12 protein-coding genes and 1 pseudogene are annotated in these 15,673 nt (G+C 62.0%); 8 read left to right on the top strand and 5 right to left on the bottom strand.

Going from position 1 to position 15,673, the window contains the following annotated elements:
- Positions 1 to 77: 77 nt before the first annotated feature.
- Entirely contained in the window at positions 78 to 842 is a 765-nt protein-coding gene (locus FHX11_RS15345; RefSeq protein WP_184358503.1) for a GntR family transcriptional regulator, read from the top strand.
- Between the two features lie 33 nt (positions 843 to 875).
- Here FHX11_RS15345 and FHX11_RS15340 read toward each other — a convergent pair whose 3' ends face one another.
- Complete coding sequence (locus tag FHX11_RS15340) at positions 876 to 2,087, bottom strand: acyl-CoA dehydrogenase (protein WP_184358502.1); 1,212 nt, start codon at positions 2,085 to 2,087, stop codon at positions 876 to 878.
- 114 nt (positions 2,088 to 2,201) lie between these two features.
- Here FHX11_RS15340 and FHX11_RS15335 point away from each other — a divergent pair, with 114 nt between their 5' ends.
- A complete protein-coding gene (locus FHX11_RS15335; protein ID WP_184358501.1) occupies positions 2,202 to 3,107 on the top strand; it encodes a LysR family transcriptional regulator in 906 nt (301 codons plus the stop codon).
- A gap of 52 nt (positions 3,108 to 3,159) precedes the next feature.
- On the opposite strand, the gene FHX11_RS15330 is transcribed toward FHX11_RS15335, so the two are convergent.
- Positions 3,160 to 4,209, bottom strand: coding sequence for a LacI family DNA-binding transcriptional regulator (locus FHX11_RS15330; RefSeq protein ID WP_184358500.1), 1,050 nt, complete (start codon positions 4,207 to 4,209; stop codon positions 3,160 to 3,162).
- A gap of 335 nt (positions 4,210 to 4,544) precedes the next feature.
- Between FHX11_RS15330 and FHX11_RS15325 the strand changes: the two genes are divergently transcribed.
- From FHX11_RS15325 to FHX11_RS15305, 5 genes are all read left to right on the top strand, one after another.
- On the top strand, positions 4,545 to 5,531 hold the full coding sequence (locus tag FHX11_RS15325) for a sugar ABC transporter substrate-binding protein (protein ID WP_184358499.1): 987 nt from the start codon (positions 4,545 to 4,547) through the stop codon (positions 5,529 to 5,531).
- 176 nt (positions 5,532 to 5,707) lie between these two features.
- Positions 5,708 to 7,228: a sugar ABC transporter ATP-binding protein gene (locus tag FHX11_RS15320; protein WP_184358498.1), complete on the top strand. Its 1,521-nt coding sequence runs from the start codon at positions 5,708 to 5,710 to the stop codon at positions 7,226 to 7,228.
- Entirely contained in the window at positions 7,212 to 8,234 is a 1,023-nt protein-coding gene (locus tag FHX11_RS15315) for an ABC transporter permease (RefSeq protein ID WP_184358497.1), read from the top strand. Before FHX11_RS15320 ends, FHX11_RS15315 begins: the two co-directional genes overlap by 17 nt.
- Before the next feature lie 296 nt (positions 8,235 to 8,530).
- The gene (locus FHX11_RS15310; protein ID WP_184358496.1) at positions 8,531 to 9,460 is read left to right on the top strand and encodes a substrate-binding domain-containing protein; all 930 of its coding nucleotides are present in this window, start codon (positions 8,531 to 8,533) and stop codon (positions 9,458 to 9,460) included.
- A 15-nt stretch (positions 9,461 to 9,475) separates the two neighbouring features.
- Positions 9,476 to 11,620: a methyl-accepting chemotaxis protein gene (locus FHX11_RS15305; protein WP_184358761.1), complete on the top strand. Its 2,145-nt coding sequence runs from the start codon at positions 9,476 to 9,478 to the stop codon at positions 11,618 to 11,620.
- A 230-nt stretch (positions 11,621 to 11,850) separates the two neighbouring features.
- Here the strand turns inward: FHX11_RS15305 and FHX11_RS15300 are convergent.
- Positions 11,851 to 12,012, bottom strand: a pseudogene (locus FHX11_RS15300) (ion transporter); the annotation flags it as partial.
- Positions 12,013 to 12,190: 178 nt separating this feature from the next.
- On the opposite strand from FHX11_RS15300, the gene FHX11_RS15295 reads away from it, so the two are divergent.
- Positions 12,191 to 13,333 (top strand): polysaccharide biosynthesis/export family protein, encoded by a 1,143-nt coding sequence (locus FHX11_RS15295; RefSeq protein WP_184358495.1) that lies wholly within the window; start codon positions 12,191 to 12,193, stop codon positions 13,331 to 13,333.
- Positions 13,334 to 13,351: 18 nt separating this feature from the next.
- Here the strand turns inward: FHX11_RS15295 and FHX11_RS15290 are convergent, their stop codons facing one another.
- Both FHX11_RS15290 and tagF read right to left on the bottom strand, forming a co-directional pair.
- Positions 13,352 to 14,284, bottom strand: a complete 933-nt coding sequence (locus FHX11_RS15290) for a protein kinase (protein WP_184358494.1) — start codon at positions 14,282 to 14,284, stop codon at positions 13,352 to 13,354.
- The gene (tagF, locus tag FHX11_RS15285) at positions 14,281 to 15,666 is read right to left on the bottom strand and encodes a type VI secretion system-associated protein TagF (protein ID WP_184358493.1); all 1,386 of its coding nucleotides are present in this window, start codon (positions 15,664 to 15,666) and stop codon (positions 14,281 to 14,283) included. Before tagF ends, FHX11_RS15290 begins: the two co-directional genes overlap by 4 nt.
- Positions 15,667 to 15,673: the final 7 nt, after the last annotated feature.

Raw genomic sequence — 15,673 nt, 5'->3', positions numbered from 1 at the left:
CCTCGTATTTATATAAACTATATAGTAATGATGCTTCCTGCTCATTCGTGAGTCAACTCCAAATAAGAGGCAATTAATTGCAAAAACTGCCCAATTTTTCAGCGGACACGTCGCGGGCGTCGGATTTGTCGTTGCCGCTCTACGAGGTGGTGAAGCGGCAGATCACTGAAGCGATCATGATGGGCAAATGGCCGGCCGGGACGGTGCTGCCGAGCGAGATCGCGCTATCGCAGATGTTCGGGGTCGCGGTCGGCACGATCCGGCGGGCATTGTCGGACCTGACGAACGAGGGCCTGCTCAGCCGCCGCCGCAAGACCGGGACGGTGGTGACCGGACGCACGCCGCAACACAGCCTGCGGTTCTTTTTCCAGTATTTCCGCCTGCACGGCCTGGACGGCTCGCTGCAGAACTCCACCTCGGAAATATTGTCGCTGGAAAAGCGCGAGGCGACCGCGGAGGAGGGCGCGAAGCTGCAACTGAAGGTGCCGACCGAGGTGATCAGCTTTCACCGCCTGCGAAGCGTGGACGGGCGGCCGGTCATGCACGAGGTCTTGGTGCTGCCGGCCCATTTGCTGCCAGGATTTCCCGAGCGGAAAGAGGACATACCGGCGCTGCTGTATCTCTATCTTCTCGATCGTTACGGTATCCGCATCTCGGCCATTCGCGAACAGATCGCCGCTACGCTGGCGACCGAGGACGATGCCCGCTTGCTGCATCTGGATCTGCCGAACGCCGTGCTGACGATCGACGAGGTGGCCTACGATCAGTCCGCCGTTCCGGTTCTCGTCGCAAGCCACCGGGCGACCACGCGAAGCCATCGCTACGTGCACGAGGTTCAGTGATCTGCCACGAGAGGGCGGCCCGCCGGTCCCGTATCAGAAGAATGCCTGGATACCCGTCTGCGCGCGGCCGAGGATCAGCGCATGGACGTCATGCGTGCCTTCGTAGGTATTGACCGTTTCCAGATTCTGCGCGTGGCGCATGACGTGATATTCGATCTGGATGCCGTTGCCCCCATGCATGTCGCGGGCGGCGCGGGCGATGTCGAGCGCCTTGCCGCAATTGTTGCGCTTGACGATCGAGATCATTTCGGGCGCGAACTTGTGTTCGTCCATCAGGCGCCCGACGCGCAGCGAGCCCTGCAGGCCGAGCGCGATATCCGTCTGCATGTCGGCGAGCTTCTTCTGGAAAAGCTGCGTGCCGGCCAGCGGCTTGCCGAACTGCAGGCGGTCAAGGCCGTATTGGCGGGCGCGGAACCAGCAATCCTCGGCGGCGCCGAGCACGCCCCAGGAAATGCCGTAGCGGGCGCGATTGAGGCAGCCGAACGGGCCGGCGAGGCCCGATACGCCCGGCAGCAGCGCGTCTTCGCCGACTTCGACGCCATCGAGGACGATTTCGCCGGTGATCGAGGCACGCAGCGACAGCTTGCCGCCGATCTTCGGCGCCGACAGGCCCTTCATGCCCTTTTCGAGAATGAAGCCGCGGATCTTGCCGTCATGTGCTTCCGACTTCGCCCAGACGACGAAGACATCGGCGATCGGCGCATTGGAGATCCACATTTTGGAGCCGCGCAGGCGATAGCCGCCATCGATCTTCTCGGCGCGCGTCTTCATGCCGCCGGGATCGGAGCCGGCATCCGGCTCGGTCAGGCCGAAGCAGCCGATCAGCTCGCCGGAGACGAGGCCCGGCAGATATTTGTCGCGCTGTTCTTCCGAGCCATAGGCGTAGATCGGATACATGACCAGCGACGACTGCACGCTCATCATCGAGCGATAGCCGGAATCGATGCGCTCGACCTCGCGGGCGACGAGGCCATAGGCGACGTAGTTGGCGCCGGCCGCGCCGTATTTTTCCGGCAGGGTCACGCCGAGCAGGCCGGCCTTGCCCATCAGGCGGAAGAGGTCCGGATCGGTATGCTCGTTGAGATAGGCCTCCTGAACGCGCGGCAACAGTTCCGCCTCGGCAAAGGCCGCAGCGGAGTCGCGGATCATCCGCTCCTCGTCGGAAAGCTGATCCTCGAGCAGGAAGGGATCGTTCCAGACGAATGCGCTTGTCTTGTGGTGAGACTGGGAGGGATTGCTGGACACGGCTGTTCCTCGAGATGCGTGCTGGGATCGCTGAGCCTATGTGCTTAACGATTGCGATTTCATTTGAATAACCCTATTTAGGCGTAACTTCATGCATAAAATGCATAGGCTCACATGCGCCCGCGCCGTTTTCTCCCGTCCATCAGTCTCCTGTCCGCCTTTGAGGCCGTGTTGCGGACCGGCTCGACCGCGGCTGCGGCGCGCGAGCTCGATCTGACGCAGGGCACGGTGAGCCGCCTGATCCAGACCCTCGAGCAGCAGCTCGGCCGGCCGCTGTTTTCCCGCCATAAGCAGAAGCTGATCCCGACCGAGGCCGCGCAGGCCTATGGCCGCGATATCAGCCGCGCGCTCGATCTCATCCAGCGTGGCAGCATGGAATTTGCCGCCAATCCCGGAGGTGGTTCGCTGTCGCTGGCGATCCTGCCGGCATTCGGTACCCGATGGCTGGCGCCGCGGCTCGGCGATTTCCTCGCCAGGCATCCCGGCATCACCATCAATCTCGCCACGCGCCTGAAGCGGTTCAATTTTGCCGCCGAGGGCTTCGACGCGGCCATTCACTTCGGCACGGACGACTGGCGCGATGCCGGCCATATGAAACTGTTCGAGGAGCGGCTGACGGCATGCATCTCGCCGGCGCTGCTGGCCCAGCATCCGATCGTCCGGGCCGAGGATGTGGCCGGACTGCCGCTGCTGCAGTTGGAAACGAGGCTCGATGCGTGGCGAACCTGGTTTGCCGCCCAGGGATTGGAGGTGCCGCATGTCACGGGGATGCTGTTCGACCAGTTCGCGACCATGACGCAGGCGGCGATCGCCGGCCTCGGAGTGGCTCTCCTGCCGGATTACCTCGCCGAGGTCGAACTGAGGGAGAAGCGTCTCCTGCCGCTGTTCGGGGGATCGGTGCCTGGTCCGGGCACCTATTGGCTCGTCTGGCCGAATGCGCGCGCCAATTATCCGCCGCTGGAAGCGTTCCGGACCTGGCTTGCCGTTGATGTCCTCGCCGCACACGACGACGAGCGGTGACGCGGCCAGCGATCCGTTCGATCGGACCATTGGTCCGATGTCTCATCCGTTCCTAATGATTGCTGGACAGCCGCGAGAAGATGGCATTGTCATAGTCGGGTTGAGGCGGAGATGTCGTCTCGCCCTCCGACAGTTCGCAGGCAAATAAAAGCGGGCTGCCGACGGCGGGCATCGGTTGCTTGTTCAGCAGAACCGCCACGGTCGCAGCGGCGATCTTTTGAATCGGCTGCTTCACCGTCGTCAGGCGCGGGGTCGTCATTCGCGAGAGCGGGATGCCGTCGAAGCTGACGATGGAAAGTGCCGCGGGGATCGGAATACCCAGATCGTGCGCGGCCCGCATGCAGCCGATCGCCTGCTGATCCGAGCTGGTGAAGATGGCAGTGGGGCGCTCGTGGCGCGCCCGGGCGAGAAGATAGTGCCCGGCGGCCCGGCCGCTTTCGTAATCGAAGGTGGCTTCGGCAATCAGAGACGATCCCCGCGATTGCGGATCATCCGCTCCCTGGCCGATGGCATCGAGATAGCCCTTGAGGCGATCATTGGCGGGGACGGAATCCTTCGGACCGGAAATGAAGCCGATGCGGCGATGGCCGAGCTTCAGAAGATAATCGACACCGAGCCTGGCGCCGTCCCGATGGTCGGCGGCAATGCCGGAATAGCCTGGCAAGAGCCGGTCGACGACGACGATCGGCAGACCTTTCGGGGGCTTTATCGCATGGAAATCATTGCTGGGAACGACGATGATGCCATCGACCTTTCGGCTGGTCAGCTGTGCGATGCGATCGGCTTCCTTCGCCGCATGATCGAAGGAGGTCATGACGATGATGTTGTAGCCATGACTGGCCGCCGCCTGTTCGGCGGATTGGACGAGTTCGGCGAAGAAGGGATTGGTCAGGTCGGGAATGACGATGCCGATGAGGCGGCTGACCTTGCCGCGCATGCTCCTGGCGGAAGGATCGGGCGTATAGCCGAGCTCTCCTATGATGCGTCTGACCCGCCCTCTCAGCTCCTCCGTGACCGATGGGTGATCGTTCAAAACCCTTGAGACGGTCCCGGTGGAGACACCTGCAAGCTTGGCAACTTCTCGAATTCCGACCTTTGACATGGCGAGAACATAAGTTCCTTCATCTTCGGCATCAACGACAATCAGAGCCGGCTGATCCAGGCCCTGGTCGACGGCCTTCATGGCCCTCATGAAGGGGCTGTGCGCCAGGTTCAGCCGCTACCGAGCCATAACACAGAGCCATCGCCATCCACAATGGAAACGGTTCATTGCAAGTCATAATGATGGGATGAAATATCCGTGATGTGGATTATTTTCCGCCAAATCCGGTGCCTTGACAATTTATCGAGGCGTTGATACCCAAAGATCGTGGAAACGGTTCATTCTATCGACAACCCGGATGGAGCTGGGTGCTGGATCGTTATCGGGAGGAAGAAATGTCGAATTCCAAGAAGCACAATCATGTCTTGAGCAATGCGCCGCGCCGCACGATGCTGAAGCTCGGTCTCGCAGGCTCCTTGATGCTGGCGCTGTCATGCGGCGTATCGCCCGCATTCGCAGCCGGCAAGCCCAAGGTCGGCCTGATCATGAAGTCCCTGTCGAACGAGTTCTTCAAGCAGATGAAGGCGGGCGCCGACAAATATGCCGCCGAGAACAAGGACAAGTTCGACTTCAAGGCCGTTGGCATGAAAGACGAGCGAGATTTCGCCGCGCAGGTCGACGCCGTCGAAAACTTCGTGACGCAGAAATACGACATCATCGTCGTCGCGCCGGCCGACTCCAAGGCGATGGCCACCCCGCTTGCCAAGGCGGTGAAGGCCGGCGTCAAGGTCATCAATATCGACGTGCCGCTCGATGCTGACGCGAAGAAGGCGGCCGGCATCGATCTCGCCTTCTTCGGCCCCGACAACAAGGAAGGTGCGAAGCTTGCCGGCGATGCGCTCGCCAAGGATCTCGGTCCCGGCGCCAAGGTGGTGATCCTGGAAGGCAATCCCGAGGCCGACAACGCCAAGGAGCGCAAGGAAGGCTTCATGGATTCCATCAACAGCGGCAAGCTCCAGCTCCTGGACAGCAAGACCGCCCATTGGGAGACCGAGGAAGCCAACACCGTCATGACGAATTTCCTGACGAAGTATAAGGATATTCAGGGCGTGATGGCCGCCAACGACTCCATGGCGCTCGGCGTCGTCAAGGCACTCGACGCAACCGGCCAGAGCGGCAAGATCAAGGTCGTCGGCTTCGACAATATCCCGCCGGTCAAGCCGCTGATCAAGGACGGCAAGATGCTCGCCACCGTCGAGCAATATGGCGCCGAGATGGCGGTCATGGGCATCAAATACGGTCTTCGCGAGCTTGCCGGTGAAAAGTTCACCGGTTGGGTCAAGACGGACATCAAGCTCGTCACCGCCCAGGACCTCAAGTAGTCGAGATCGTCGGCTTGCAAGGCTGAAGGACGCGCCGGCTGTTGGCCGGCGCGATCCAGTGACCGGCCGATCTCCATGCCGATGGCTCCGGGCGGCGCACATCGGCGCTCGGCCGCAATGTGCCGGGCGCCGGAATCGCCATCTCCAATTCGAAATAACAGGCGCATGAGGTGGACGTGTCAGACGCACCAGATGACTTCATCCTGAAGCTGCAGGGGATCGGCAAGCGCTTCCCCGGCGTCGTGGCGCTCAAGGACGTCTCGATCGAGATCGGCCGCGGCAAGGGCCATGTTCTTCTCGGCGAGAACGGTGCCGGGAAATCCACGCTGATCAACCTGCTCGGCGGTGTGTTCAAGCCGGATGACGGTCAGATCCTGTTTGACGGCAAACGCTATGATCCGGCGTCCCCGCTGGAGGCCTTCAGGGCGGGTATCCGTGTCATCCATCAGGAATTGCATCCGCTTTCCAATCTCACGGTCGCCGAAAATCTGCTCTTCGAGCATCTTCCGCGCCGATATGGCCTCGTGAACTACACGGAAATGAACCGCAGGGCCGCCGAGCTTCTGGCGGATGTCGGTCTCGACGTGGCTCCAACCACCCTGGCGAGCCGCTTGAGCGTCGCGCAGCTCCAGCTTCTCGAGATCGCCAAGGCGCTTTGCTACGAAAGCAAGCTGCTGGTTCTCGACGAACCGACGGCAACCCTGACCTCCAAGGAGGTCGATCGCCTGTTTGCGATCCTCAAGCGGCTGAGGAGCCGCGGTGTCACCACGCTCTATATTTCCCACAGGCTGGAGGAGATCTTCGAGGTCGGCGACGACGTGACGGTGCTGCGCGACGGCCAGCATGTGATCACGCGTCCGCTCGCGGGGCTGGGGATTCCGGATATCGTCGAACTCATGGTTGGGCGGGCGATCGCCGACCATGGCGTGTTCCGCGAGGACAGCGCGGTATCGGGCGAGGCGCTCGGCGTTTCCGGCCTGAAGGTCACGCGCAGCAGCCCGGAGCTGTCCTTTTCCGTCGGTAAGGGAGAGATCGTCGGCGTCGCCGGCCTTGTCGGCAGCGGCCGGACGGAAGCGGTTCGTGCGATCTTCGGCGCCGACGTCAAGGCGGCCGGCGAGATCCGCATCAACGGCAAGGTGGTCGAGATCAATTCGCCCAGGGATGCCGTCGCCGCCGGCCTGTGCCTGGCGACCGAAGATCGCAAGATGCAGGGCCTGATGCTCGACATGAGCTGCGCGCAGAATACCACGATCACCGACCCCGCAAAGATTTCCCGTAAGGGGCTGATCCTGCGAAAGGTGGAGGATGGGCATGCGCAGCGTCTCGTGCGCGAGCTCCGTATCAAGACGCCTTCGATCCGCCAGGCGGTCAGGACCTTTTCCGGCGGCAATCAGCAGAAGGTGGTCATCGCCAAATGGCTGTTTCGCGGCCCCAACGTGCTGATCTTCGACGAGCCGACCCGCGGGATCGACGTGGGTGCGAAGGTTGAGATCTACGAGCTTCTGTGGAAGCTCGCCGCCGAAGGCAAGGGCATTCTGGTGGTCTCATCCGACCTGCCGGAACTCATGGGCATATGCCACCGCATCATCGTCCTGTCCGGCGGCAAGATAGCCGGAGAAATAGCGCGGGAAGAGTTTGAAGAGAGCAGGATTCTCTCACTCGCTTACAAGGAGTACAGTCGTGTCCGGGAACGTTGAAAACAAGACCGATGCGAAGGAGAGCCGTTTCTGGGACAGCCTCATTCGCATCTCGATGAAGGAAGCCGGCGTCGCGATCGCCCTTATTCTGATCCTGGCGTTCTTCTCGGCGACGGCGCCCTATTTCGCGACGCCGGAAAACTTCCTCAAGATCTTCGTCCAGATCTCCATCAATACCGTGCTCGCGGCCGGCATGACCTTCGTCATTCTGGTCGGCGGCATTGATTTGTCCGTCGGTTCGCTGCTTGCGCTTTGCACGGTCATCGGCGCGACGATCATGATCGATCCGCGGTTTTCACCGTGGCAGGCGATCGTTCTGGCGTCGCTCGCCTCGATGGGAACCGGAGCCATCCTCGGCGCGGTCAACGGCTGGGTGTGCGAGAAGTGGAAGCTTCCTTCCTTCATCGTCACGCTCGGCATGCTGAACGTCGCAAGCGGCCTGGCGCGGGTCGTCAGCGATAACTCCACCATCACCGGCCTGCCGCAGCCCTTCGTCGATTTTGGCAATCTGATCTTCTGGGGCATTTTCCCGTCGATCTTCCTGATCGCCATCCTCGTCGTCCTCGTCGGCTGGTTCATCCTGCGCTATACGGTTTTCGGCCGTTTCGTCTTTGCGATCGGCACCAATGAGGAGGCCGTGCGGCTTTCGGGACATACGCCGAAACGATACAAGATCGCCGTGTTCACGATTTCCGGGCTGACGGCGGGCATTGCCGCGATGGTCTACCTGCTGCGTCTGAATGTCGGCAGTCCCGTCGCAGGTATCGGCTATGAGCTGAATGCCATCGCCGCCGTCATCATCGGCGGCACCAGCCTCTCGGGCGGCAAGGGCTCGATCATCGGAACGCTGGTCGGCGCCTGCATCCTGCAGGTCCTGTCCACCGGACTGCAGCTTCTCGGAGCCGACGACAATATCAAGCCGATCGTCATCGGCGCGGTCATCGTCCTTGCCGTCATTCTCGATACCTATAGGGGTCGGCTGTTGCGGATACTCGAGACGCGCTGAAACGCACTGAAACGCGATGGAATGGCGTCCGGCCGCTTTGCTTTACCGAGCAAGCGCGCCGGGCGGGTGATGGCTTTCGGGATCCGCCCCAAGGCTGAAAGAAGCACCAAGTAATACTTCCTAAATGGTCCATTATTCCATGTATTAATAATATTAACTTGGCATAATATACTGACTATGGGCCGCACTAAATTACATTTAACGAATTTCTAAAATAATTCTGCGAATGAAAATTAAATTTTAACCAAACTATCACTATAAATATTCAGCTCGGTAAATGTCTTACGGAGGGGGATATGAAGAAAACCATATTAGCTGCTTTTGTGATGGCCCTGTCCGTCTCCACTGCAAGTGCACAGACGATCGGCGTCTCGATGTCCGATCTGGACAAGTTCAGAACCGCATTGCTCAATGGCGTTCTGTCGCATGGAAAGACGATTTCCGGTCTGAAGCTCGTCACGCAGAGCGCCAAGGGCGACAACGAGCTTCAGAAGAAGCAGATCCAGCAGCTGATCGCGGATAAGGTCGATGCCATCATCGTTGCCGTTTCGGACGGCGATCTTGGACCGCAGATGACCAAGCTTGCCGCCGATGCCCACATCCCGCTCATCTATATCAACAACATTCCCTCGAACCTGTCCGACCTGCCGGAAAACCAGGTGGTGGTCGCATCTGACGAGAAGGAATCGGGCACCCTGGAGACGAAGGAAGTCTGCTCGCTGATGAAGGGCAAGGGCCGCGTCGTGGTGCTGATGGGAGAACCCTTCCATGCGGCCGCCAGAGCCCGAACCCAGGATGTCGACAATGTCCTGGCCACGCCGGACTGCAAGGGTATCGAGATTGTGGAGCGGCAGGCTGCCTATTGGTCGCGCGACTATGCCGACCAGCAGATGCAGGAATGGCTGTCGGCAGGGGTCAAGTTCGATGCCGTCATCGCCAATAATGACGAGATGGCGCTCGGCGCGATCCGCGCCATGAAGCGCAATGGCATGTCGATGAAGGATGTCGTCGTTGCCGGCGTCGATGCGACGGATGATGCGCTGGCGGCGATGGAAGCCGGCGACCTGGACGTCACCATTCTTCAAAGTGCGGTCGGACAGGGCGCCACGGCTGTCGATGCCGCGCTGAAGCTGATCGGCGGACAGAAGGTGCCGAGGGAAAACAACGTCCCCTTCGAGCTCGTCACGCCGCAGAATATCGCTCAATACCTGCCGAAGAGCCAGTGAGCAGAGGGGATCATGATGTTGCGCTTTTGGAATAAACTCGGCATCCGCGCCCAGATCACTGCCGGCTTCGTGCCGCTGATCCTGCTCATGAGCCTGCTGTCGGTCAATGCGATTTCCGGCATGGAGGGACTTTCGTCCATCTTCTCGTCCTACCGCACCACCGCCGGCCAGAGTCTCGCAATTTCCGACTACAGCACGCAATTGCATGAAATCCAGATGTCGGTGGAAGCCTTCCGGTCGAGCCCGACGCAGGATGTCGTCGACCGCTTCCATGCGGGGGTCAAGGCCTTTGCCGCTGACGATCCGCGCTTTGCCGGAGACGGCGCCCTGCAGGCCGGGATGGCGAGTATTCGCCAGAATGTCGCCGCCTACAGCAACGCCTTCGAACAGATAGTATCCCTTCACGCCCGGCGCGACGCCCTGATCGCCAAGGTCACCGAATTCGGGCCTTGGACCAGCATCGCGCTGAACGACGTGATGCGCAGTGCCTGGCGTCAGAACGACGTCACGCTGCTGCATATGACGGCGGCCACGCTCGAGGCCCTGAACCGCAGCCTGTATTTCTCGGAACGCTTTATCCACTCGGGCGATCTGGCTTCCTATGACATCGCGCAGTCGGCATTGAACGAGGCAATGGGCTTGAACGATGCCGCCGCCAAGGCCGCCAAAGGTGACCTGCAGCGCAAACGCGTTCTGGGCGCCGGCCAGCTGATGCAGAACTATACCGGCCGTCTCGGCGATGTGCGCGACGTTCTGCTGGCGACCAACAAGATCCGAGAGAGCGAGCTTAACGTCTTGGCGCCGAAGATCGCGACGGGCTTCAGGGATCTGCAGGCCACCGTGATGAATGCGCAGAAGACGCTGGACGGCTCCGTCGAGACGACGGTCGCCTCCACGACCCGCACGACCTTCATGATCAGCGGCCTCTTGATCGTCATCGGTCTCGTGCTCGCTTACTTCGTCGGCCAGCTGATTTCCTCGGCGGTCCGCAAGATGGCGCGGACGATGGAATTGCTGGCCCATGGCAATGATACGATGGTGGTGGAAGGAACCGAGCTGCGCCACGAGCTCGGTGCCATGGCACGATCCCTCAGGGTGTTCCAGGAGACCGGCCGTGCCAAGGTCGTCGCGGAAGCCAATGCTGAGCGTGCGCGCCTGGCCGCCGAAGAGGATCGTCTGCGCCAGGAGGCAGAGCGTCTTGCCGACGCCCAGGTGATGGAACATGCCTTCCAGCAGATCTCGCTCGGTCTGGACGCGCTGTCGAAAGGCGATCTCACCGCCCGTGTCGGCGAGGTCGACGGTCGTTATGTCCGTATCCGGGATCATTTCAACAATTCCGTTTCCAGCCTGGAAGAGGCTGTCGACTCCGTCATCCGGGCGGTCGGCACGATCAAATCCGGCCTCGCGGAAATCTCGACGGCCTCCAACGATCTCGCCCGCCGCACGGAGCAGCAAGCCGCTTCGCTCGAGGAGACGGTGGCAGCCCTTGGCGATGTGACGCGAGGCGTCAACGGCACGGCGGAGGGGGCAAGCCACGCCCAGACCACGGTCGCCACCGCGCGTGCCAATGCCGAAAATGGCGGCGCGATCGTGGCCCGTGCGATCGCGGCGATGACGGAGATCCAGAATTCTTCCTCCAAGATCGGCAACATCATCGGCGTCATCGACGACATTGCCTTCCAGACCAATCTCCTTGCCCTCAATGCGGGCGTGGAGGCGGCTCGCGCCGGCGAGGCTGGCAAGGGCTTTGCCGTCGTCGCTCAGGAAGTGCGCGAACTTGCCCAGCGATCGGCGAGTGCTGCCCGGGAGATCAAGGAACTGATCTCCACCTCTTCCGCGCAGGTCCGGACCGGCGTCGAACTCGTGGGTGAATCCGGCACGTCGCTCGCCCAGATCGTCGAGCAGGTGACCGCGATGAGCTCGACGGTCGCGGAAATCGCGGTTGCCGCGCGCGAGCAGGCCGCAAGCCTTAGGGAAGTCTCGGCGGCCGGCGACCAGATGGACAAGGTGACCCAGCAGAACGCGGCCATGGTGGAAGAGACCACGGCCGCCGCCCAGAGCCTGACCCAGGAAACCGAAAACCTGGCCGAGCTTGTGCGGCGGTTCAGGACACGCAGCGCCGCGGTGTCCGAGCATCGCCTCTATGCCATGGCATCCTGACGCGACACTGCAATCGACAGGCTGAAGGAAGGGCGGGGTTGATCCATGGTCAACCCCGCCCTTTTCCTGTTCGGGTGGGTCTTCGAGTAGACACTGAAGCCGGCCGATCCGCCTCTCAAGCATGTCGCGCAAAAGTGTGCCGCGGTTTTGCGACAACGACATGCGCAAAATCAAGGACCTAAAGCGCAAGACACGAATCTGAAAGATCGCGATGCGCTTTAGGCCGTAGCTCAATCGTCGAAATCGGGAATATTGAGCAGATGGCCGCAGGCCTTGCAGTGCGCGCCATCCGTATCGTGTCCCTGAAGGCCGCATTGCCGGCAGGCGATGTTGATCTTGTATGGCCGCACGATGGCCGGGGCGAGCCGGACGAACAGGGAGATGCCGACGATCGTTTCCAGTGTCTCTACCCACCTGTTTCCACTGGTTTCAAACACCCATCGGTGGCCAATAGGTCACAGCTTGTGCCTCGAAACTGTCATAATTTGTTTTTTGCACGCTTCTTATATTGCCTCCCGCCTTGTGGTTGTTATTTCTCCCTTGCCTTAAGTGTCCAGAGGAGATTCGGGAATGCGGAGACTGGCGCCGATTGCACTCATGGTTGTCTTGAGTGCATGTGCAAGACCATCAGACGGGCCGAGCGCCGGGAATATCTACAACGCGACGTTGCCGCATTCAGGCGAGAAGATTCCGGTCGTCGCCCTGGCGGATGCGCCCATGGGTAGTGCGGTGGCCGCACCCGCTTATGCGCCCACGGATCAGGGACTCGCCCGTTTCAGCTCCGCAGGTTTTTCCGACACCCGTTTGCGGCGGGGCGACGTGATCGACGTCACCGTGCTGGACACCGGTGAGGACGGGCTGTTGTCGTCGACGCAGAGCAAGTCGCTCAATCTCGGCCGCTTCACCGTCGATCCCAAAGGCTTTGTCACCATGCCCTACGTGGGCAAGCAGAGGGCACTCGATTCGACGCCCGAGGGCCTGCAAACGCAGATCGTCAACGGGCTCAAGGGTTCGGCCGTCAATCCGCAAGCCGTGGTGACGGTGGTCGACAAGCCGTCGAGCGCAGTGACCGTCGATGGCAAGGTCCGTTCCGCCGGGCGCTTCCCGCTGTCGGCGCGCAAGGAGCGTGTGCTGGATGCCATCGCGCTTGCCGGCGGCGCCTCTTCGGCTCCGGGTTCGGCGACCGTCACGCTCACCCGTGGCTCGCAGCGGGCAACCGCGCCGCTCGATCGGGTGCTTCAGGATAACCGCCAGAATGTGTACCTGCTGCCCGACGACCAGCTTTTCGTTAACGACAATACGCCGAGCTTCACCGCGCTTGGAGCGTTCAAGAGCGTCGGCGAGTTCCCGTTCGAACCCGGAAAGATGACCTTGGCGAAAGCTCTGGCCCGGGCCGGCGGACTGCTCGACGACCGCGCGGATTCCCGCAATTTCTATCTGTTCCGCAACCAGAATGTCTATTCGCAGGCTGCCGCATCGGCAAAGCCCGGTGCCGCGCCGACCGTCGTTTCCGTCAAGCCGGTGATCTACCGCGTCAATCTGAAGGACGTCTCGAACTTCGTGCTGATGCAGCGCTTCCAGATTCAGGACGGCGATACTCTCTTTGCCAGCAATGCCGGCATGGTCGATGCCGCAAAGCTTCTGACCGTCTACCAGAAGAGCGTGCCGACGGCCGCGGCCCCGGTTCCCAGCGCCTCGAGCGCCGCCAACTAAAACAGTCGTCGCGCGGTTTTACGACCGCGCGATATTTCTCTCGGCTTCGTCGAGAAGTCCGAGCGCCGTGCCGGCGCTTGCGGGGCGCATGCTGGCGTCCGACGCTGAGAGATGTCCGGCGAGGGCTTTAAGCCCCTCGGCATCGTTGCCCGTTTCCTGGCATCTTTCGAGCAGCAGGCTCAGCACGCGGCCGGCGCAATAGAGGTCGTTGCGCGGATCGGCCGCCGCGTCGTCCGCCTGTTCCGGGGCCATGAACGAGGGCGTGCCGGTGATCCTGATGTCGAGATCGCGGTGGCGTTTGCCCCGCTCCAAGGCCACGCCGAAATCGGCGATCTTCAATCCGCTGAAATCGTCGTCCGGCAAAAGCAGGTTTCCCGGTGAAATGTCGCAATGAACATAGCCGGTGTCATGGATCGCCCGCAGCCCCCGGAGCAGCCGGCGCATCCCCGCAATGATGGCGCTTATGGATACGAGGCTGCTGGAAAGCCGTTCGGACAGTGGCTGGCCTGCCCATTCCATGACAATTGCCGGACGTCCGTCCGCCAGCCGCAACACCATCTGGGTTTGAACGAGACAGGGATGGCGCAGCGCCATCCCGATCCGGGCCTCGCGCAGCAGAAGATCGCGGTCGACGGCATCGGCGACGCGGTCGGCCGGGACCGTCTTGAGCGCGTGAAGCGTTCCGAGGTCGCGGTGCCGCAACCTGCCGATTTCGGTACGGGCACGTCGGTCGACCGTCTCTTCCAGCAGGAAGCTGCGGGCGATGAAGGCGGGGTTTTCGGAGGGAAGCTGCGGAAGGCGGCGGTCCAGCGCGTCGCGCAGCCGGTCGATCAGCATGTCGCGCGTCTTACGCGGGCGTTCGCCGCCGTTGCCATGGGTTAGGATGCGCAGCAGGCTGGAAAACCGGGATGCGATCTCCTGCAAGTCCTCCGTGGGCAGATCGTCACTCATGGCATACCGATGACGATGGCGCTCAGATTCTCGCGGCAATTGGCGATCAACCCTTCCTGGACGAGGGTCTCGGCGGCGCGTTCGGTCGGCGTTTCGATCAGGATTTCGGCGATGACGCGATCGGCAAGGGTGCGAGGCAGCGAGGCGCCACACAGGAGCAGGCGATCGCCGGGACGAAGCGTGTCGAGGACGGTGTCGGGCAGGAATTGCGGCTTGAGGCCGAGCCCCCTTGCGAGCGACCGCTTGAGGCCGACATCGACGTGATCGCGGGTGAGGCAACGCATCATTCCGTCGCGCAATATGTAGCAGCGGGCATCTCCGGCCCAGACAAGTGCCAGCTCCGCGCCGTGAAGAGCGGCGATGATGATGCTGGCGAAGGGCGGTTGGCGCTCGCCGGATGCCGCTTTCGTCTGCAGGATGCTGTTGGCATGGCCGAGCTTGCCCTTGATGTCCTGCACGAGCATCTGCAGGCTGTCGTGATCGGCCACGCCGGAGAGTACGCTGGTCGCGGTCCTTGCGGCTTCGATGGCGCTCATGCCATCGCCGGCACCGTCGGCGAGCGCGAACAGGCGCGGTTTCTCGGAGACGAGGAGCGCATCGGCATTGAGCGTCAGCCGCGTTCCGGCATGGCTGGCATAGCTGCTTTCGATGGCGCGTCTTATCTTTGCAGGCGCCGGGTTTTCGCGCAATTCCGGGGGACGGGCTGCGGGTGGCTGCGCCGGTGCCGCTATCGGTTCGGCCGGCGGCGCTTCGGCTCTTTCCACCGTGACAAGCTTCAGGAAATCCTGCGTGGCCGGCGGGCCGTTGGTCTTGAAGCCTTTTCCATGCCGGGTGCCGAGGGTCATGCGCCACCACAGCGATGCCGGCGCTTGCGCATCGGGAGCGGGAAGATCCTCACCGACGCGTTCCCTGGCGAATGGCAGCCGCAGGCGCTTGATGCCCTCCATGAAGCGCGTCATGTCGAAATCCGTCTTGGTCGAGGTCTCGGCCAGGGCTTCGGCGGCGGTGAACCAGACGTCATCCTCGCAGATATCGCGCAGGCGGCCAGTGAACTTGTGCAGCTGCGCCGCAATGACCAGCGGAAAGCTGCGCCCGACGCGATCCCTGCTCGGTAGCAGCACACCGACCACGGCGGCGGGCGACCAGACGCCACCGGCGATGGCGAAGCGCCAGGGCGGGGAGGCATGGAAGAGACGCCGCCAATCCTGCCCGAGCGTCGGTTCCATCGCGCCGAGGCCGCTCTGAATCCATTGATCCAGCTCCGATTGCAGACGGCGCCCCAGTGCCGTGGAGACGAAATCGCCATGCGTCGGCAGCTTGCCGAAGAAACCGATCCCGTCGGGCTCCTGCGGCGAGGCGGTGCGGGCAAGGCGCTCGTTCATCGGCGCC

It is taken from the genome of Rhizobium sp. BK602 (genome assembly GCF_014195095.1).
GTDB lineage: Bacteria > Pseudomonadota > Alphaproteobacteria > Rhizobiales > Rhizobiaceae > Rhizobium.
Note: the sequence above shows the minus strand (reverse complement) of the source record. Positions and strands in the feature narration are given on the sequence as shown.

Bases quoted from the DNA above. Each gene is read 5' to 3' on its own strand.
- FHX11_RS15335 (WP_184358501.1), top strand. From the start codon at position 2,202: ATGCGCCCGCGCCGTTTTCTCCCGTCCATCAGTCTCCTGTCCGCCTTT.
- FHX11_RS15330 (WP_184358500.1), bottom strand. From the start codon at position 4,209: ATGTCAAAGGTCGGAATTCGAGAAGTTGCCAAGCTTGCAGGTGTCTCC.
- FHX11_RS15325 (WP_184358499.1), top strand. From the start codon at position 4,545: ATGTCGAATTCCAAGAAGCACAATCATGTCTTGAGCAATGCGCCGCGC.
- FHX11_RS15310 (WP_184358496.1), top strand. From the start codon at position 8,531: ATGAAGAAAACCATATTAGCTGCTTTTGTGATGGCCCTGTCCGTCTCC.
- FHX11_RS15305 (WP_184358761.1), top strand. From the start codon at position 9,476: ATGTTGCGCTTTTGGAATAAACTCGGCATCCGCGCCCAGATCACTGCC.
- FHX11_RS15295 (WP_184358495.1), top strand. From the start codon at position 12,191: ATGCGGAGACTGGCGCCGATTGCACTCATGGTTGTCTTGAGTGCATGT.
- FHX11_RS15290 (WP_184358494.1), bottom strand. From the start codon at position 14,284: ATGAGTGACGATCTGCCCACGGAGGACTTGCAGGAGATCGCATCCCGG.
- tagF (WP_184358493.1), bottom strand. From the start codon at position 15,666: ATGAACGAGCGCCTTGCCCGCACCGCCTCGCCGCAGGAGCCCGACGGG.